The organism is Yinghuangia seranimata, assembly GCF_029953285.1.
In the GTDB taxonomy this organism is placed as follows: Bacteria; Actinomycetota; Actinomycetes; order Streptomycetales; family Streptomycetaceae; genus Yinghuangia; species Yinghuangia seranimata.
On the sequence record NZ_JASAOI010000011.1, the window covers coordinates 190,036 to 209,092 of the forward strand.

Consider the following 19,057-nt stretch of genomic DNA (forward strand, 5'->3'; position numbering starts at 1 on the left):
GACCCCGCTGCTCGAACTCCACGAGATGCACGTCTACTACGGCGCCATCCAGGCGCTGAAGGGCATCAACGTCACGGTCGGCGAGGGCGAGATCGTCACGCTGCTCGGCGCCAACGGCGCGGGCAAGACCACGACGCTGCGCACCATCTCGGGCCTGCTGAGCCCGCGCAGCGGCGAGGTCCGGCTCAACGGCGAGCGCATCGACGGCATCCCGCCGCACCACGTGGTGGCGCTCGGCATCGGGCAGAGCCCCGAGGGCCGCCGGGTGTTCCCGCGCATGACGGTGCTGGAGAACCTCCAGATGGGCGCGTACCGCTTCAAGTCCGTGCCGAAGGCCGAACTCGAGCGCGTGTACGAGCTGTTCCCGCGCCTGCACGAGCGCCGCTCGCAGCAGGCGGGCACGCTGTCCGGCGGCGAGCAGCAGATGCTCGCCATCGGCCGCGCGCTGATGGGCCGGCCGCGCGTCCTGCTCCTCGACGAGCCGTCGATGGGCCTGGCGCCGCTGATCGTCGCCCAGATCTTCTCGATCATCAAGGAGATCAACGCGCAGGGCACCACGGTGCTCCTGGTCGAGCAGAACGCCGCGCAGGCGCTCAAGCTGTCCGACCGCGCGTACGTGCTGGAGACCGGCAGCGTGATGATGTCCGGCACGGCCGGCGAACTGCTCGCGGACCCGCGGGTCCGCGAGGCGTACCTCGGCGAGGGCGCGGGCGCCTGACGCCCGGGCACACGCACGGTACGCGCTGAGCACGACGAAGGCCCCACCGGTCGCCCGGCGGGGCCTTCGTCGTGCCACCCGGCGCGGCCGGGTCAGGGCTTCCACTGGTGGGCCGGCAGCGGCACTTCGACCGTCGGCAGGTCCGCCGTGCCCTTCAGCCGGATCGCGGTGGGCTGGGTGTCCGCGGCGATGTCGTACCAGTACTCCAGCACGACGATGTTGTGCGCGCCGACGGGCTGCAGCCCGATCTGCCGGCGGATCAGCATGGACTGGTTGTCCGGGGCCGCCGTCGCGCCGTTCGCCAGGACCAGTTGCTGCGTGGTGCTGTCGACGTTGACGCTGGTCGTCTGGTCGTTGCGGATCTGGACGCCGACCCGGCATATCTGGCCCTGCTCGGCGAAGTGCTCCGCGTGCGTCCCGGTGATGAACGACATCCCGCAGCGCAGCGTCAGCACGGTGAGTTCGACGTTGCCGCTGCGCTGCGGCGCCGCGCCGACCGCGATGTCGCCCTCGACCATGCCCGGCACGGCCGGTGCGGCGGGCGGCGGAGGGGGTTTCGGCTTCTCGTGCTCGGGCCACCGCGCGGCGGCGACCCCGGCCGCCGCGCCGCCGCCGAGCAGGAGCCCGAAGACGGCGGCGAGGACGACGCCGGGCCGGGCTCTGGGCCCCGGTGCCTCCTGGTCCTCGGCGCCGGGTGCCGGCCTGCCGTGGGGCCTCTCCGGTTCGCCGCCGGGTGTTTCCGTGGTGCGCTGCTCGTCACTCATTCCGACCGGTCCTCCCGCTGGACGCGCGTAGTGCAGGCACGTGCGCAGTACGCTACGGGCCGCACGACGCGCGTGTCAGCAGTCGGAGACCGGTCCGCTACAGGGAATTCCGGCCCGCGGGGCCGCGAACCCGCCCGGTCAGGCGGAGCGGCGGATCATGCAGCTCAGCCGCGACGTGCACACGCGCTTGCCCGCCTCGTCGGTGATGACGATCTCGTACGTCGCGAGCGTGCGGCCGAGGTGGATCGGCGTGGCCACACCGGTGACCAGGCCCGAGGTGGCCGAGCGGTGGTGGGTCGCGCTGATCTCGATGCCGACCGCGATGGCGTCCGGCCCGGCGTGCATCGCGGAGCCGATCGAGCCCAGCGTCTCGGCGAGGACGCACGACGCACCGCCGTGCAGCAGCCCGTACGGCTGGATGTTGCCCTCGACCGGCATGGTGGCGACCAGGCGCTCGACGGAGGCCTCCTGGACGACGATGCCCATCTTCGTGCCCAGCGTCTCACCGACAGTGTTCGTGCCGAACAGCTTGACCAGCTCGTCGACGGGGATGGGGAACTCGACGTGCGGCATCGTGCTCATGGTGGTGCTGCTCCTCTGCGTGACGGACTCGTTCGGCCACGCGAGGGGGGTGACATGACCGTATGTGTCGGTTCACCAGCCTAGGATCTGTCCGTGGCTTCCACTGACGCACCCCAGGCTTCTGTACGCACCGGCACCCGCCCGCGGCTTCTGCTGCTCGACGGGCACTCCTTGGCCTACCGCGCGTTCTACGCGCTCAAGGAGGCCACGATGTCGACGGCGACCGGGCAGCCGACGCAGGCGGTGTTCGGGTTCGCCTCGATGTTGGCCAACGTGCTGCGCGACGAGGCGCCGACCCACCTAGGCGTGGCGTTCGACGTGTCGCGGCAGTCGTTCCGCACCGACCGCTTCCCGGAGTACAAGGCGAACCGCTCGGCGACGCCGGACGAGTTCAAGGGCCAGGTCGAGCTGATCATCGAACTGCTCGACGCGATGGGCGTGCGCACCATGCGGGTCGAGGGCTTCGAGGCCGACGACGTCATCGCCACGGTGTCCACGCAGGCCGCCGAGGAGGGCTACGAGGTCCTCATCCTGACCGGGGACCGCGACTCGCTGCAGCTCGTCACGCCGGACGTCACGGTGCTCTACCCGATGATGGGCGTCAGCAAGCTGCACCGGTTCACGCCGCAGGCCGTCGAGGAGAAGTACCAGCTGACGCCGCAGCAGTACCCGGACTTCGCGGCGCTGCGCGGCGACCCCTCCGACAACCTGCCCGGCATCCCCGGGGTCGGCGAGAAGACCGCCGCCAAGTGGATCCGCGAGTTCGGCTCGTTCCAGGAGCTGGTCGAGCGCGCCGACGAGGTGAAGGGCAAGGCCGGCGAGAACTTCCGCGCCCACCTCGAGGCGGTCCGGCTCAACCGCGAGCTGACCGAACTGGTCCGGGACGTACCGCTGGAGGTCGGACCGGCCGACCTGGAGCGGACGCCGTTCGACCGGTCCGCCGTCGAACAGGTGCTGGACGCACTGGAGTTCCGCGCCAACAACTTCCGCGACCGGCTGTGGGCGGTCGACCCGGGCCTGGCCACGGCCGGCGGGGAAGCCGAAGGGGCCGTCGTCGAGGACGGCTTCGAACTGGACACCACCGTCCTGGAGACCGGCGCGCTGGGCGACTGGCTGGCCGAGCACGCGGCGGGCACCGGGCGCACCGGCCTGGCGGTGGACGGCACATGGGGACGCGGCACCGGCACGGTCGCGGGCGTCGCGTTCGCGGCGGCCGACGGCACCGCGGCCTTCGTCGACGCGTCGGCGCTGGACGAGGCCGACGACGCGGCGCTCGCGGCGTGGCTCGCGGACCCCGAGCGGGAGAAGGCCGTCCACGACGCCAAGGGGCCGATGCTGGCCCTCAAGGCGCACGGCTGGGACCTGGCGGGCGTCACGTCCGACACGGCGCTCGGCGCCTACCTGGTGCTGCCCGGGCAGCGCTCGTTCGCCCTGGAGACCCTCACGCAGCGCTTCCTCGGCCGCGAGCTGAAGGTCGACGAGGCCTCCGACAGCGGCCAGTTGGCGCTCGACATGTCGGGCGAGGACGACGCCGAGGCGGCGCGCGGCGAGGCGCTCATGCTCGCCGCCCGCGCGGTGGTCGACGTCGCCGCCGAGCTCGACGAGCAGCTGGAGAGCCGCGGCGCGCTCAAGCTGCTCCAGGACATGGAGCTGCCGCTGCTGACCGTGCTGGCACGCATGGAGCGGGTCGGCATCGCCGCCGACCGCGACCACCTCGACCGGCTGGAGGCGCAGTTCGGCGCGGCCGTCAAGCAGGCCACCGAGCAGGCGCACGGCGCGGTCGGGCGGGACTTCAACCTCGGCTCGCCGAAGCAGCTGCAGGAGATCCTGTTCGGCGAGCTCAACCTGCCGAAGACCAAGAAGATCAAGACCGGCTACACCACCGACGCCGACGCGCTGGTGTGGCTCGCCACCCAGCCCGGCATCCCCGAGCCCGCGCAGGACCTGCTGACCGCGCTGCTGCGGCACCGCGACCAGAGCAAGCTGCGCGTCACGGTCGAAGGGCTGATCAAGACCGTCACCGAGGACGGGCGGATCCACACGACGTTCCACCAGACCGTCGCCGCGACGGGCCGGCTGTCGTCGTCCGACCCGAACCTCCAGAACATCCCGATCCGCACCGACGAAGGGCGGCAGATCCGCAGCTCCTTCGTCGTGGGCGACGGCTACGAGGGCCTGCTGACCGCGGACTACAGCCAGATCGAGCTGCGCATCATGGCGCACCTGAGCGGCGACGAGGCGCTGATCGACGCGTTCGCGTCCGGCGAGGACCTCCACAACACCGTCGCCTCGGCGGTGTTCGAGGTGCCGCGCGACCGGGTCGACGCCGAGATGCGCCGCAAGATCAAGGCGATGTCGTACGGACTGGCCTACGGGCTCTCGGCGTTCGGGCTGTCGCAGCAGCTCGACATCACGCCCGAGGAAGCCCGCAAGCTGATGGCGAACTACTTCGAGCGGTTCGGCGGCGTGCGCGACTACCTGCGCGCCGTCGTCGACGAGGCCCGCCAGACCGGCTACACCGAGACGGTGTTCGGCCGCCGCCGCTACCTGCCGGACCTCACCAGCGACAACCGGCAGCGCCGCGAGATGGCCGAGCGCATGGCGCTCAACGCGCCGATCCAGGGCAGTGCGGCGGACATCGTCAAGGTCGCCATGCTGGGCGTCGACAAGGCTCTGACGGACGGCGGGTTCGGCTCGCGGATACTGCTCCAGGTCCACGACGAACTCGTGCTCGAGATCGCGCCGGGGGAGCGCGCCGCGGTCGAGGCGCTGGTGCGGCGCGAGATGGCGGGGGCGTACCCGCTGCGTGCTCCGCTGGACGTCTCGGTCGGCTTCGGCGCGACGTGGGAGGACGCCGGGCACTGACCGGGATCCCGTTGCCGTGCGCGGGCCCCGCACCACCCGGTTCGCAGGGTGGCGCGGGGCCCGTGTCGTGTGGGGCGGCACGACTGTCCGGCGACAAATGCCGCAGACCCTGCGAAACGCCGCCGTGGGGCTAGAGCGGTGGCCAAACCTGACGTAGTTTCATCTCCGCTCGTCGTCAGCCTGGTTCGGCTCCGCCCGGAAACCGGAGGCGGCGCGCGGACATGCAGCCAGCCAGGCGAAGGGGGCGGTTCGTGGACGAGGCCGAACAGGGGCCCGGTCCGCGGGATCAGGCGATACCGCGGCAGCCGGGGGCGGCCGGCGGGAACGCGGACTGGACCCGGAACCTGACCACGATCGCGGTGGTGGCATCGCCGCCGACGGCGGAGCCGCCGGAGGCCGCGACCGGGGTCGAGACCGACATCGAGCCCGTGGCCGCGCCCGCGCGTGACGTCGAGCCGGAGCCGGAGCCGGCGGCCGCGCCTGAGCTCGAAACCGGGCTCGAGCCCGCAGCCGAGCCGGAGCCCGAGCCTGAACCTGAGGTCACGGCCGAACTCGAGCCGGAACCCGAGCCCGACGCGGCCGTGGAGCCCGAGGCCGAGTCGGAGCCCGCCGAACCGGAGGCCGAGCCCGAAACCGAGCCCCAGGTCGCGCCCGAGGCCGAGCCCGTCGCGGTCGAGGCGGCCGCCGAGGCGCCCACCGCGGTCATCCCGCGCACCGGCGCGCGGGACGGCGACGAACTCGACTCGTGGGTCGCCTCGCTCGGCGCGACGCCGAAGGAACTGGCCGCCAAGGCGGACGACGACGCCGCGCCCGCGGCCGAGACCGACGAGGACGGCGCCGAGGGCGGCGGCGGCGCGCAGACCGTCCCCGCCCGCCGCCGGTACATCAACCCGTGGTTCGGCGGCGCGGCCGTCGTCGCGCTGCTGCTGGCCGCCGCCACGGCCGTGAACAACCCGTTCACGATGGCGACCTCCGAGCGGGTGCCCGTCTCCGACGTGGCGCGCATGTCGGACCCGGAACCGCCCAGCAGCCTGGGCCCGGTGGACGGCGGCGCCCCGCGCGTCTACGACCTGCCGCCGGTGCAGCCCGCGGCCGCGCCGGGCGCGCCCTCGTCGGCCGTGCCGACGACCGCGGTGGCGACCGGCCCCATCCGGGTCCCGGCGCCGCAGACGGTGGGCGGGGGAGGCATCCCGCAGATCGTGCTCGCGGCGTACCAGCAGGCGGCCACGACGATGGCGTCCGCCAACACGAAGTGCAAGCTGCCGTGGGAACTCCTGGCCGGCATCGGCCGCGTCGAGTCCTCGCACGCCAACAACGGCCAGGTGGACACCACCGGCCGGGCGCTCACGCCGATCCTCGGCCCGCGCCTGGACGGCAGTGGCTCGACCAAGGCCATCAAGGACACCGACAAGGGCGTCCTCGACCTGGACACCGAGTACGACCGCGCGGTCGGCCCGATGCAGTTCATCCCGTCCACCTGGAAGGCGTACGAGAAGGACGGCAACAAGGACGGCAAGGCGGACCCGCAGAACGTCTTCGACGCCGCCCTGACGGCGGGCCGCTACCTGTGCGCGGGCAACCGCGACCTGACCGACCCGGCGTCGCTGGACGCGGCGATCCTGAGCTACAACCAGTCGACCGACTACCTGCGCACGGTCAAGGCGTGGATGCAGTACTACCAGAACGGCGGTCGCCCGAACCCGGCCGCGACGACGCCCGCGGGCGGCAAGACGACCGCCACGGGCGGAAGCCCGTCGAAGTCCGGGACGAAGTCACCGTCGAAATCCGGCGGCTGACCGTCCGTCACGGCGCGCTCGAGGGCGCGCTCGGGGGCCGATAACAGCAACGCGTTCTCGTTCGCCGCCCTCCGGGAATCGCCCGGAGGGCGTGTCGGCGTGTCGACGAATATGCAGATGAAGCTGGCATATTGTGCCAACCGTACGTTCGCAACATCTGTTGTTCGGGAAAAATCTGAAACGTGTTCTCATTCGCGCCCTTCCTTGCTACCGTGCCGTCTCCGTGAGCGCAAAGGAGAGTTTTTGATGCGTGCCTTCGCCGCGGTCCTCATCGGTCTGGTGCTCGCCGCCGGCGCCGCGTACCTGCTGACCACTTTCGCGGTACCGGAGCCCAAGGCGATCGACAAGCCGCTCCAGGTGACCCAGGTCCCCGCGAAGCCCTGAAGACCGCATTTCCCGCACGACCGCAACCTGTAGTTCGTTCCATCGGCAAGGGGACATTCTCGATGCGTCGTAGGTCCAGCCTGGTCCTCCTGACCCTGGCGGTGTTCTGCGTGGCGCTCGCGCCACTGCTGCGCGAATACGCCTTTCCGCGGCTTGTCGCGAAGGCGCTCAACAGCGACCAGGCCTACAAGGTGATGGTCCTCGAGGCCGACAACGCGACGCTTTTCGGCGCGCCCGAAGGCGACGGCAAGGCCAAGGCGTACATCATCCAAACGGTGAAGCCCAACCCCGACGAGGCCACGGGCCAGTCGGTGGTGTGGGACATGAACCTCGCCATGGTCGACAGCACCGGCAAGGTCGTCACCCAGATTCCCGAGCGCTACGTCTTCGACGCCGTCTCGCAGGCCCCCAAGAACTGCTGCGGTGAGCAGATCGACGGCAAGCCCGTCGCGCACACCGGAATCCAGTACAAGTGGCCGTTCTTCGTCCAGAAGCGCGGTTACAACTACTACGACGCGCAGGCGCACACCGCCGCGACGATCGATTACAAGGGCACCGAGAACTTCAACGGGCTCGAGGTCTACCGCTTCGAGCAGAGCGTTCCGTGGACCAAGGTCCCCGTGCCCAGCCAACTGCCCGGCGGCCTCACCCCCGAGAGCGTCGAACAGGCCGGCATGGAGCGCTGGTACACCACCGTGCGCACCTTCTGGGTCGAGCCCGTCACCGGCGCCCCCGTCTACGCGGAGGAGAAGCACCGGGAGGAGATGCGGACGCCCAACCCGGACGACCCCGCGCACCCGGGCGTCCTCGTCGTGTTCGACGGGCACGTGAAGATGCTCCCCGCGTGGTCCAACGCGCTCATCGCGGACGCCAAGGACCAGCGCGCTCAGATGCTCCTCATCCACGACCAGCTGCCGCTGGGCCTCGTCGTGGTCGGCGTCGTGCTCTTCCTCGTCGCGCTCCTCCTGGAGTTCCTCGGCCGGCGCAAGAAGGCCGACCCGGCGACGGGCGGCGGCACCCGGGGCGACGACGCGTCGCCGTCCGGGCCCGGCGGAAGCGGTAACGAGGGCACGGCCGGGCGCGAGCCCGTGGCGGTCGGAGCGTCCGGCGGCGGGGCGGGCGCGAACGCGGCCGAGACCGCCGTCCTGCCCCGCGTCGCCGACTCGCCGCCACTGAGCGGGGTCACCTCAGAGTCGGCCGCGGTCGCGGCGGACGCCCCCGCGCCGGCCAGCAACGGCAAGACCCCGGCGACCGCGTTCCCGGACCGACCCACGTCGCCGCCTCCGGCGAGCTGACCCAGCCCCCGGTCCGACGGCGCCCCGCCGTCCATGAACCCGGCCTGCCGCCCTGGTATGAGGGCGGCGGGCCGTGTCTGTTACCCGGCCGTGTCCGTAAGGAGCGCGCGGGCTTTCAGCGCACCCATTCGCTCCGGTACGCCGCCCAGTCCTCGTCCGTCGCCGCGAAGTCCACGTACAGCGCCACCCCGAACGCCCGCCGGTCCGGCTCCGCCGACAGGCCGAGCCGCACCGCCCGGGCCGCCGTCGCCACCCGCTCCGCGTCCTCGTGGTGCCCGACGGTGTCGTCGTGGAAGAACGGCAGGCCGATCAGCAGATCGACGTCCGGCGGCGTGCGGTCGAGCGCGAGGCGGGTCTGGCGGACGACATAGCCGCCGAACAGCCCGCGGGTGGGCATCCAGGTGTCGTACGCCATCACCGCGACCTGGTCGACGCGCGACGCGACCTCGCCGAAGTAGCCGGGCGACCACCACTTCGTACGCTGCACGCCGGCGGTCCGCGCCAGCGCGACCAGGTTCCCGGCCGGTTCGATCTGGTGCGCCGCGACCGACAGCACCTTTCCGCGCGCGTGCGTGAGCGCACGTGCGCGGGTCAGGACGTCGAGGTAGTCGCGGTCGCCGTCGGGCATCGGCTCCAGGTCGAAGTGGACGCCGTCGAACCCGGCCTCCACGGCCTGCCCCGCGGACGCCACCACACGGTCCCGCCGCGCCCCGTCGCGCAGGTCGAGCCGACCGGGCCCGACCACGTCGCCCAGCCAGGCCTGCACCCGCGTGCCGGGGAGGGCGGCGTGCAGCGCGTCGACCATCCGCCGCGCCTCCGGATACCGGGCGGGATCCAGGCTCCCGTCGTGCGCCAGCGGTCCCGCGTGGACGTACAGGTCCCGCACCCCGGTCCCGCGCAGGCGCTCGGCCAGTGCCGCAACGTCGACCGCCCCCTTGCGGCCGTCCACCCACGCGTGCCCCAGCCACAACGCGTCCCGCCCCCGCGACCGCGCCGACTCGGCGGGCGACCCGGTGTACTCCAGCCGCAACCAGGTCAGCGACCCGATCGTGACGACGAGCACGGCCACGACGAACGACGAGGTGACGGCGATTCCGACGCGCACCAGCCGCCGGAGCCGCGGGCGCGGCGGTACGCGTGGGGCGTCGGATGCCTCTGGGACCCCGGCGTCGACAGGGCCGGACGGGTCGGGTGTGGTCACCCGCGCATCCTGCCGGACCCGCGCCGCCCGCGCACCGGACGCCCGGGCGGGGTCAGTCCTTGTCGCAGACGAAGATCGCCGTGCCCGGCAGCTTCCGGCCACGCGTCGGGCTCCAGCCGCCCCACACCTGGGTCAGGGCCTCCGGCCACTCCGGTTCGATCAGGTCGACGATGCGGAAACCGGCCGCGGCGGCCTCGCGGACGCGCATGCCGAGGGTGCGGTGGTGCTCGACGTAGGTCGCGTGGCCGTCCTCGTCCTCCTCGACGTAGGGCGTGATGTCGAAGTAGGAGTACGCCGCGGTCAGCCCGCCCTCGCCCGGGTCGTCCGGGAACGCCCAGCGGATCGGGTGGGTCAGCGAGAAGACCCAGCGCCCGCCGGGCTTGAGGACGCGGTGGACCTCGCGCATGATCTTGGCGCCCTCGGGGCTGAACGGCAGGGCGCCGTAGGCCGAGAAGGCGGTGTCGAAGGACTCGTCGGCGAACGGCAGGGCCGCCGCGTCCGCCTGGATCACCGGGACGTCCAGCCCGACCGCCGCGTCGATGCGCCGTGAGTGCTGGAGCTGGCGGTAGGAGAGGTCCAGCGCCACCGGGTACGCGCCGCGGGCGGCCAGGTTGCGGGCGCACTGGGCCGCGCCGGCGCCGACCTCGAGGATCCGGCGGCCCTCGACGTCGCCGAGGAGTTGCGCGTCCTGCTCGTCGAGCCCTTCCGGGCCCCACACGAACCGCGCGTCGCCGAGGAAGTCGCCGTGCTCCGCCTGGTACTCGTCGGCGTTCGCGTCCCACCACGAGCGCCCGGCCCGGACGCTCTCCGCCGGACCGACCTCGCGCCGTCCGACACCGCCCGCGGCGTCGCCGCCGGCCTCCCACGGGTCGTCGTCGAAGGAGGCCGCCGACCAGGGTTCGCTCATATGACTTGCCTCACACGCTGTTGTTCAGGGTCGGCGTACGTTATCGTGCGCGCGTGCGGAGATGGCCTGGCGGCCGGTCCGCGGCGGCCTCGGCGCGTCGCGGCGGTGTCCGCCCCTCAACCCGCGCGTTGACCGCGCCTGGGCGGCCCCGTATGCTGCAAGTTGCGCCGCGGGCCTGCGTGAACTCAGACGGAGCAGGTCGCGCTCACCTTTGTCGTTCCGTTCCGCCAGCTCAATTGCTGTCGGTGTCCGACAGGGCGAAACCGGGTCCTGGAGCGTGGTTTTACCGACGACTTCTGTCCGTACCGGAGCCCTTTCCCACATGACGAGCAGCACCGAGGCCCCTCGCACCACCCCGCAGGTGGCGGTCAACGACATCGGTTCCGAGGAAGCTTTCCTCGCCGCAATCGACGAGACGATCAAGTACTTCAACGACGGCGACATCGTGGATGGCGTGATCGTCAAGGTCGACCGGGACGAGGTCCTGCTCGACATCGGTTACAAGACCGAAGGCGTCATCCCCTCCCGCGAGCTGTCCATCAAGCACGACGTGGACCCGCACGAGGTTGTCGCGGTCGGCGACAACATCGAGGCCCTCGTCCTCCAGAAGGAGGACAAGGAAGGCCGCCTGATCCTCTCGAAGAAGCGTGCGCAGTACGAGCGCGCGTGGGGCACCATCGAGAAGATCAAGGAAGAGGACGGCATCGTCACCGGTACCGTCATCGAGGTCGTCAAGGGTGGTCTCATCCTCGACATCGGCCTCCGCGGCTTCCTCCCGGCCTCGCTGGTCGAGATGCGTCGTGTGCGCGACCTCCAGCCGTACGTCGGCAAGGAGCTCGAGGCCAAGATCATCGAGCTGGACAAGAACCGCAACAACGTGGTCCTGTCCCGCCGTGCCTGGCTCGAGCAGACCCAGTCGGAGGTGCGCCAGACCTTCCTCACGACCCTGCAGAAGGGTCAGGTCCGCTCCGGCGTCGTCTCCTCGATCGTCAACTTCGGTGCGTTCGTGGACCTGGGCGGCGTGGACGGCCTCGTGCACGTCTCCGAGCTGTCCTGGAAGCACATCGACCACCCGTCCGAGGTCGTCGAGGTCGGCCAGGAGGTCACGGTCGAGGTCCTGGACGTCGACATGGACCGCGAGCGCGTCTCCCTGTCGCTGAAGGCGACCCAGGAAGACCCGTGGCAGCAGTTCGCCCGCACCCACCAGATCGGCCAGGTCGTTCCGGGCAAGGTCACCAAGCTGGTGCCGTTCGGTGCGTTCGTCCGCGTCGACGAGGGCATCGAGGGCCTGGTCCACATCTCCGAGCTGGCCGAGCGCCACGTCGAGATCCCGGAGCAGGTCGTCCAGGTCGGCGACGAGATCTTCGTCAAGGTCATCGACATCGACCTCGAGCGTCGCCGCATCAGCCTGTCGCTGAAGCAGGCCAACGAGGCGTTCGGCGCGGACCCGGCCGAGGCCGAGTTCGACCCGACCCTCTACGGCATGGCCGCGACGTACGACGACGCGGGCAACTACATCTACCCCGAGGGCTTCGACCCGGAGACCAACGACTGGCTCGAGGGCTACGACAAGCAGCGCGAGGAGTGGGAGCGGCAGTACGCCGAGGCCCAGACGCGCTTCGAGTCGCACCAGCAGCAGGTCGTCAAGGCCCGCGAGGCCGAGGCCGAGGCGGCTGTCGAGAGCGGTGCCGGCGGCGGCTCGTACTCCTCGGCTCCGGCCGAGGCCCCGCAGGGTGGCGGCGCGCTGGCCTCCGACGAGGCGCTCGCCGCGCTCCGCGAGAAGCTGGCGGGCGGCCAGAGCTGACGCTCTGACCCTCCGGTAGTGCAGTAGTTCCGGGCCTGTCCGTCAGGTCGAGTCCGGTGGTTCGTTCAGAAGGCCCCGCCCCCGAGGCGGGGCCTTCTGGCGTTTCCCCCTCCGTCCCCCCTCCGTCCCGGTCCCCCCGCCGCCCGGTCTTCCCCGGTCCGGGCGGCGCCGGTTCTCCCCGACGGGGTGGTGCCCCGTAGGCGTGGGCGGCTACACCGGATGCCACACCGGATCACTCGAACGAGGGATCAAGGCCGGTGTCCCGCCTGCCGATCTGGGCCTGGTCGAAGCCCAGCGGCGGGGCGGGGCGCGCCACTAGGGTTCTCGCGTGTACCTGTCCTCCAGTCGCAGCCAGGACACCGCGACCGGGGTCCGCCGGGACAGGGCGCGGGCCGCCGGCGGCGTGGTCACCGCCAACGTCGTGGCGCTCGGGCTGGTCAGCCTCGTCACGGACATATCGTCCGAGATGGTCACCGCCGTCATGCCGGTCTACCTGGTGGCCGGACTCGGGCTGTCGATACTGCAGTTCGGCTTCCTCGACGGCCTCTACCAGGGCGTCACGGTCTTCCTCCGGCTGGCCGGCGGGCACATCGCCGACCGGTTCGCGGCGCGCAAGAAGGTCGCCGCGGTCGGCTACGGGGTGTCCGCGGTCAGCAAGCTCGGCTTCCCGCTGATCGGCGCGTCCGTGCCGGGCATCGGCACGCTGCTGGCGGTCGACCGCGCGGGCAAGGGCCTGCGGACCGCGCCGCGCGACGCGCTGATCTCGCTGTCCAGCACACCGGAGTCGCAGGGCAAGGCGTTCGGCGTGCACCGCGCGCTTGACACCGTCGGGGCGTTCACCGGGCCGTTCATCGCGTTCCTGATCCTGTCGGCGGTCGCGACCGCGTACGACGCGGTGTTCGTGGTGAGCTTCTGCGTCGGCGCGGTCGGGCTGCTGATGCTGCTGCTGTTCGTCCGCGACCGGCCGAGCCCCGCGTCCGAGCGGAAGGCCGCGTCGACGCGGGCCGGGCTGCGGCTGCTGCGCGACGCCCCGTTCCGCCGGCTGTGCGGGTGCGCGCTGCTGCTCGGCGCGGCGACCGTCAGCGACGCGTTCGTCTTCCTGGTCCTTCAACGCCGCCTCGACCTCGCGGGCCACTGGTTCCCGCTGCTGCCGCTCGGCACGGCGGGCGTGTACCTGCTGCTGGCCCTGCCGATGGGCCTGGTCGCGGACCGCGTCGGACGCCGCACGGTCTTCCTGCTCGGGCATGTGGCGCTCGGCGGGGTGTACGCGCTGCTCGCCGGCCCGGTCGGCGGACTCGCGCTGCTCGCGGGCGTGTTCGTGCTGCACGGCACGTTCTACGCGATGACCGACGGCGTACTGATGGCCGCCGCGGGCGCGGGGCTGCCCGCTCCGCTGCGCACCAGCGGGCTCGCGGTACTGCAGACCGGCCAGGCGGCGGGGAAGTTCGTGTCGTCCGTCGCGTTCGGGTGGGCGTGGACCCGCTGGGGGCCCGAACGGGCGGTGATGTGGTCGGGTGCGGCACTGGCGGTGGCCTTCGCGGTCAGCGCCGCGGTGATGGGAGGGGCGCGCGCACGTGCACGATGGGGACGCTGAACCGGTAGGGGCGCTGTTCACCCGGAGGCGGGTCCTCGCCTTCGTCCTGGCGCTGGTGGTGCTGGCCGGGCTGGGCGTCGCGTACACCGTCCACGCTATAGAGCGCGAGGACAAGAAGAAGTACGGCGGCAACGGCACCGCGCCCGGCCCCGTGCCGCTGAGCCTGCAGGGCCCGCCGCGGTTGCTGTTCCGCAGCACCGAGTCCGGGCCCGGCTACGGACACGTCGCGGCCGTCGACGCGGCGGCTCCCGGCGGGGCCCGCCAGGTCGCGGACCGCACGTGCGACCGCCTCTACGCGGCGGCCGGCCGCGCGCTGTGCCTGATCGTCGACCGCGGCGTCATCTCCCGCAACTACGCGCTGGTCCTCGACGACCAACTGCGCGAGGTGCGGCGCGTCGAGCTCGCCGGCACCCCGAACCGCGCACGGCTGTCCGCGTCCGGCCGGATGGCCTCGTGGACGGTTTTCGTCTACGGCGACTCGTACGCCGCGACGTCGTTCTCCACCCGCACCTCGGTCCTGGACACCCGGTCCGGTGAACTCGTGCAGAGCCTGGAGGACTTCGCGGTGACCAAGGACGGCGCCGACGTGCGCACGCCCGACCGGAACTTCTGGGGCGTCACCTTCACCGCCGACGACAACACCTTCTACGCGACCATGTCGACCGGCGGCCCGCCGCACACCTACCTGGTCCGCGGCGACCTGAAGGCCCGCACGATGACGGTGCTGCGCGAGAACGTCGAGTGCCCGTCGCTGTCACCGGACGGCACCCGGCTGGTGTTCAAGAAGAAGGTCTCCAACGACGGGCGCAACCCGTGGCGTTTGTACGTGCTCGACCTCGCGTCCGGCACCGAGACCGCGTTGGCCGAGACGCGCGGCGTGGACGACCAGGCGGTGTGGCTCGACGACCACACCGTCGCCTACGGACTGCCCACCGGCGCGGGCGCGGGGTCCGACGTGTGGTCGGTCCCGGCCGACGGATCGGGTGCCGCGACGCGGTTGGTCGCGGGCGCGTTCTCCCCGGCGCCGCTGCGGTGACCACGCCCGAACCGGCCCGCCACACACGGCCCATGGGCGCGCACAGGCCTCGGGAATGCCACAGTTGTGTCACGAACGGGTGGTTTAGCCGTTCGCCCGCCGCTCCGCCGACCGGCCTCTGACCTGCGTGGACGGTACACGGAACGACCGTCGGGCGGACCCGGGGCACGGCCCGGTGAGGGCTCACCTGGGCGAAGCGGGGCCCCGCCGTTCGTCTAGGCTGAGGGCTTTGGCGCCGGGTGCCGAGCTGTCCGCCGCCGCGGACGCAGTGCATCCGGTGACCGGGCCGGACCGACAACCGACGGACGACGACTCGGGGGCCGCCGGGCCCAATGCCGTCGCGACATGTGGGAATGAGGATTCGCATGGCCTCTGGTGGGCTTCCGGCCACCGGCCAGGTATTGAGCATCGTCACCGGTACGGATGTGGCCCTGTACCGGCACGTACGCGGACGGACCGGGCATCCGACGATCCAGAGGGCGAGCAAGGCCCTCTCTTTTGTGGGCGAGCACGGCGGGCTCTTCCTCGCGACCGGCCTGGTCGGTGCCGCCGTCGACCGTGAGCGGCGCGGCCAGTGGCTGCGCGCGACCGCGACGATCGCGACCGCGCACGCCGCGAGCATGGCCCTGAAGCGGGTCGTGCGCCGCCCCCGCCCGAACTTCGAGGGGCTCGAGCCGCTGGTGCGCACCGCCGGCCGGCACAGCTTCCCGTCCTCGCACTCCGTCTCCGCGGCGGCCTCGGTCGTCGCGTTCCGCGGCCTGGTGCCGGCCCGGGTCACCGTGCCGGCCGCGGTCGCCATGGGCTTCTCCCGGCTCGTCGTCGGCGTCCACTACCCGACCGACGTCCTCGGTGGCGCGGCGATGGGCGTGGCCGCCGCCCGCGTGGGCCGGTCCTGGTCCGAGCGGTCCGTACCGAAATCCACGAAGGGGCGCTGAGCCGTGAGCACGTCCGAGATCGAGGCAGTGCCGCAGCAGAGCGGCGTCGGCACCGTCGAGGCGCCGCCGCGTCCGCCCCGGGGCGGGCTGCTCGGCGGGCTGGTCAAGCTCGCGCGCCCCAAGCAGTGGGTGAAGAACGTCCTGGTGTTCGCGGCGCCGTTGGCCGCCGGGAAGATCAACCACTGGGACGTCCTGCGCCAGTGCGTCTTCATCTTCGTGATCTTCAGCATCGCGGCGTCGGCGATCTACTACGTCAACGACGCGTTCGACGTGGAGTCCGACCGGCAGCACCCGAAGAAGAAGTACCGGCCGATCGCGTCCGGCGTCGTCCCGGTCAAGCTGGCCTGGGTGCTCGGCCCGGTGCTCGCGGTCGTCGCGGTCGGGCTGTCGTTCCTGCTGTGCAACGCCGGCACCGCGCTGATCGTCGGCCTGTACGTCGTGCTGCACGTGCTCTACAGCTTCGCGTTCAAGCACGTCCAGGTCCTCGACCTGATGATGGTCGCCTCCGGCTTCCTGTTCCGCGCCATGGTCGGCGGCGTCGCCGCCGACATCCCGCTGTCCCGCTGGTTCCTGCTGACCGCCGGCTTCGGCTCGCTGTTCATGGTCGCCGGCAAGCGGTACTCGGAGATGGTGCTGATGGGCGAGGAGGCCGCCAAGACCCGCGCGTCGCTGGCCAACTACTCCATCACCTACCTGCGCTTCGTGTGGCAGATGTCGGTCGCGGTCACCGTGCTGACCTACAGCCTGTGGGCGTTCGACATCCCGCGCGGCGGCTCGACGCTGGCCTGGCAGCAGCTCTCGCTGGTCCCGTTCGGGTTCGTCCTGCTGCGGTACGCCGTTTACGTGGACGCAGGAACCGCGGGTGCCCCCGAGGACGTTGTGCTGAAGGACAAGGTCATCGTCGGACTCGGGTTCGCGTGGCTGCTCATGTTCGTCCTGGGAGTTTTCCATGTCTGACGGCCCCTCGGCCGAGCTCTTCCCCGCCGCGCGCCGCAAGGCGCTGACCGGTTGGGGCCGCACCTCGCCGACCTTCGCGGACGTCGTCGTGCCGATGACCCGCGAGCAGGTCGCGGCCGCCGTGCAGCGGCGCACCGAGCGGGGTGTGATCGCCCGCGGCCTGGGCCGCTCGTACGGCGACCCCGCGCAGAACGGCGGCGGCCTCGTCCTCGACATGAGCGGCATGAACCGCGTGCTCGACGCCGACCTCGAGACCGGTGTCGTCACCGTCGAGGCCGGGGTCAGCCTCGACCGCCTCATTGAACTGTTCGTGCCGTTCGGGTTCTTCGTGCCCGTCACCCCCGGCACGCGGCAGGTCACCGTCGGCGGCGCGATCGGCGCCGACGTGCACGGCAAGAACCACCACGCCGACGGCAGCTTCTGCGACCACGTCCTGTCCATGGACCTGCTGCTCGCCGACGGCACCGTCCGCACCGTCACCCCCGAGGACGACCCGGAGCTGTTCTGGGCCACCGCGGGCGGCATGGGCCTGACCGGCATCGTGCTCTCGGCGGTCGTCCGCCTGATCCCGATCGAGACCTCGCTCGTGTCCGTCGACACCGACCGCACGCGCGACCTCGACGAGATCATGGCGCTGATGGCCGAGACCGACGAGAAGTACCGCTACACCGTCGCGTGGCTCGACTGCCTGGCCAAGGGCCGCAACCTCGGCCGCTCGGTGCTCACCTGCGGCGAGTTCGCCCGCCTGGAGGACCTGCCGGCGAAGAAGCGCGCGAAGCCGCTGCACTTCAAGAGCGGCAGCCTGGTGACCGTCCCCGACCTGGTGCCGGGGCGTCTGCCGAACAAGTTCACCATGGGCCTGTTCAACGAGCTGTGGTACCGCAAGGCGCCCCAGCACAAGGTCGGCCAGCTCCAGGGCATCTCGCCGTTCTTCCACCCGCTGGACGCCGTCCAGGAGTGGAACCGCGCGTACGGGAAGACCGGCTTCCTCCAGTACCAGTTCGTCGTCCCGTTCGAGAACGAGGACGCGATGCGCACGATCGTGAAGACGATCAGCGACGCGGGCGCCCCGTCCTCGCTGACCGTCCTCAAGCGGTTCGGCCCCGGCAACCGCGGCTTCCTGTCGTTCCCCAAGCCGGGCTGGACGCTCACGCTGGACTTCCCGACCAACACCCCCGGGCTGTCCGCGCTGCTGCGCCGCCTCGACGAGATCGTGCTGTCCAACGACGGCCGCTTCTACCTCGCCAAGGACTCCCGCATGGACCCCTCCGACCTGGCGGCGATGTACCCGCGGCTCGAGGAGTTCCGCGCGGTCCGCGCCAAGGTCGACCCGGACGGCGTGTTCGTCTCCGACCAGGCCCGCCGGCTCGGGCTCGCCTGAGACCGCCCGCCCGAACCCCACGTTGTGAAGGAAGCACGGTGAAAGACGCTTTGGGCGCACCGCAGTCCCTGCTGATCCTCGGCGGCACGTCCGAGATCGCGCTCCACACCGCCCGCAAGCTCGTCGACGACCGGGTCCGCCGGGTCGTCCTGGCCGGCCGTCCGTCCGAGGGCCTCGACCGGGCGGCCGACGAGCTGCGCGGGCGCGGCGCCGAGGTCGAGGTCGTCGGCTTCGACGCGGCCGAGCCCGACACCCACGAGAAAGTGATCGACGGGGTGTTCGCCGACGGCGACATCGACGTCGTGCTGCTGGCCTTCGGCGTGCTCGGCGACCAGGAGGCCGACGAGCAGGACCCGGTCGCGGCCGCCAAGGTCGCCCAGGTCAACTACGTCGGCGGCGTCTCCGCGGGCCTCGCCTCGGTCAAGGCGCTGCGCCGGCAGGGCCACGGCTCGCTCGCGGTGATCTCGTCCGTCGCCGCGGAGCGCGCCCGCAAGGCCAACTTCATCTACGGCTCGTCCAAGGCCGGCCTCGACGCCTTCGCGCAGGGCCTGGCGGACAAGACGCACGGCACCGGCGTGCACGTCATGGTCGTGCGCCCCGGCTTCGTGAAGACGAAGATGACGCAGGGCATGCCCGACGGGCCGATGGCCACGACGCCGGACGTCGTCGCCGACGGCATCATCAAGGGCCTGCGCAAGGGCTCGACGACCATCTGGGTCCCGGGCCAGCTGCGGTTCGTGTTCTCGGCGCTGCGGCACGTGCCGCGGCCGATCTTCCGGAAGCTCCCGATCTGACCGACGGGCTCGACTCCGCGAGACGCTGAACGGGCGGTCCCCCT

General features: G+C 71.8%; 16 protein-coding genes. 12 read left to right on the forward strand and 4 right to left on the reverse strand.

The features are described from left to right. Nucleotides 1-25: 25 nt before the first annotated feature. A complete protein-coding gene (locus QI554_RS08860; protein ID WP_281467911.1) occupies nucleotides 26-718 on the forward strand; it encodes an ABC transporter ATP-binding protein in 693 nt (230 codons plus the stop codon). Between the two features lie 92 nt (nucleotides 719-810). Here QI554_RS08860 and QI554_RS08865 read toward each other — a convergent pair whose 3' ends face one another. After that, entirely contained in the window at nucleotides 811-1,482 is a 672-nt protein-coding gene (locus QI554_RS08865; RefSeq protein ID WP_281467752.1) for a hypothetical protein, read from the reverse strand. A gap of 138 nt (nucleotides 1,483-1,620) precedes the next feature. Then, the gene (locus tag QI554_RS08870) at nucleotides 1,621-2,064 is read right to left on the reverse strand and encodes a hotdog fold thioesterase (protein WP_425527940.1); all 444 of its coding nucleotides are present in this window, start codon (nucleotides 2,062-2,064) and stop codon (nucleotides 1,621-1,623) included. Nucleotides 2,065-2,157: 93 nt separating this feature from the next. Between QI554_RS08870 and polA the strand changes: the two genes are divergently transcribed. The 4 genes from polA to pgfA all read left to right on the forward strand — a co-directional run bounded on the left by polA (nucleotide 2,158) and on the right by pgfA (nucleotide 8,404). Further along, nucleotides 2,158-4,929, forward strand: coding sequence for a DNA polymerase I (polA, locus tag QI554_RS08875; RefSeq protein WP_281467754.1), 2,772 nt, complete (start codon nucleotides 2,158-2,160; stop codon nucleotides 4,927-4,929). A gap of 251 nt (nucleotides 4,930-5,180) precedes the next feature. After that, nucleotides 5,181-6,725, forward strand: a complete 1,545-nt coding sequence (locus QI554_RS08880; protein WP_281467755.1) for a lytic transglycosylase domain-containing protein — start codon at nucleotides 5,181-5,183, stop codon at nucleotides 6,723-6,725. A gap of 246 nt (nucleotides 6,726-6,971) precedes the next feature. Beyond that, nucleotides 6,972-7,109 carry a hypothetical protein gene (locus QI554_RS08885; protein ID WP_281467757.1) on the forward strand — a complete coding sequence of 46 codons (138 nt, stop codon included), beginning with the start codon at nucleotides 6,972-6,974 and terminating at the stop codon, nucleotides 7,107-7,109. 62 nt (nucleotides 7,110-7,171) lie between these two features. Further along, nucleotides 7,172-8,404 carry a cell envelope lipid trafficking protein PgfA gene (pgfA, locus tag QI554_RS08890; protein ID WP_281467759.1) on the forward strand — a complete coding sequence of 411 codons (1,233 nt, stop codon included), beginning with the start codon at nucleotides 7,172-7,174 and terminating at the stop codon, nucleotides 8,402-8,404. 115 nt (nucleotides 8,405-8,519) lie between these two features. Here pgfA and QI554_RS08895 read toward each other — a convergent pair whose 3' ends face one another. After that, on the reverse strand, nucleotides 8,520-9,605 hold the full coding sequence (locus tag QI554_RS08895; protein ID WP_281467761.1) for a glycoside hydrolase family 18 protein: 1,086 nt from the start codon (nucleotides 9,603-9,605) through the stop codon (nucleotides 8,520-8,522). A gap of 52 nt (nucleotides 9,606-9,657) precedes the next feature. After that, on the reverse strand, nucleotides 9,658-10,512 hold the full coding sequence (locus QI554_RS08900; protein WP_281467763.1) for a class I SAM-dependent methyltransferase: 855 nt from the start codon (nucleotides 10,510-10,512) through the stop codon (nucleotides 9,658-9,660). Nucleotides 10,513-10,834: 322 nt separating this feature from the next. Between QI554_RS08900 and rpsA the strand changes: the two genes are divergently transcribed. The 7 genes from rpsA to dprE2 all read left to right on the forward strand — a co-directional run bounded on the left by rpsA (nucleotide 10,835) and on the right by dprE2 (nucleotide 19,013). After that, nucleotides 10,835-12,316: a 30S ribosomal protein S1 gene (gene rpsA / locus QI554_RS08905; RefSeq protein WP_281467764.1), complete on the forward strand. Its 1,482-nt coding sequence runs from the start codon at nucleotides 10,835-10,837 to the stop codon at nucleotides 12,314-12,316. Between the two features lie 328 nt (nucleotides 12,317-12,644). After that, on the forward strand, nucleotides 12,645-13,910 hold the full coding sequence (locus tag QI554_RS08910; protein ID WP_281467766.1) for an MFS transporter: 1,266 nt from the start codon (nucleotides 12,645-12,647) through the stop codon (nucleotides 13,908-13,910). Beyond that, the gene (locus tag QI554_RS08915; RefSeq protein WP_281467767.1) at nucleotides 13,891-14,946 is read left to right on the forward strand and encodes a TolB family protein; all 1,056 of its coding nucleotides are present in this window, start codon (nucleotides 13,891-13,893) and stop codon (nucleotides 14,944-14,946) included. Before QI554_RS08910 ends, QI554_RS08915 begins: the two co-directional genes overlap by 20 nt. 365 nt (nucleotides 14,947-15,311) lie before the next feature. Next, nucleotides 15,312-15,881 carry a phosphatase PAP2 family protein gene (locus tag QI554_RS08920; RefSeq protein ID WP_281467769.1) on the forward strand — a complete coding sequence of 190 codons (570 nt, stop codon included), beginning with the start codon at nucleotides 15,312-15,314 and terminating at the stop codon, nucleotides 15,879-15,881. A 3-nt stretch (nucleotides 15,882-15,884) separates the two neighbouring features. Beyond that, on the forward strand, nucleotides 15,885-16,838 hold the full coding sequence (locus QI554_RS08925) for a decaprenyl-phosphate phosphoribosyltransferase (RefSeq protein WP_281467771.1): 954 nt from the start codon (nucleotides 15,885-15,887) through the stop codon (nucleotides 16,836-16,838). Beyond that, the gene (gene dprE1, locus QI554_RS08930; protein ID WP_281467773.1) at nucleotides 16,831-18,219 is read left to right on the forward strand and encodes a decaprenylphosphoryl-beta-D-ribose oxidase; all 1,389 of its coding nucleotides are present in this window, start codon (nucleotides 16,831-16,833) and stop codon (nucleotides 18,217-18,219) included. Before QI554_RS08925 ends, dprE1 begins: the two co-directional genes overlap by 8 nt. Nucleotides 18,220-18,257: 38 nt before the next feature. Beyond that, nucleotides 18,258-19,013, forward strand: a complete 756-nt coding sequence (dprE2, locus tag QI554_RS08935) for a decaprenylphospho-beta-D-erythro-pentofuranosid-2-ulose 2-reductase (protein ID WP_281467775.1) — start codon at nucleotides 18,258-18,260, stop codon at nucleotides 19,011-19,013. The last annotated feature ends 44 nt before the right edge of the window (nucleotides 19,014-19,057 follow it).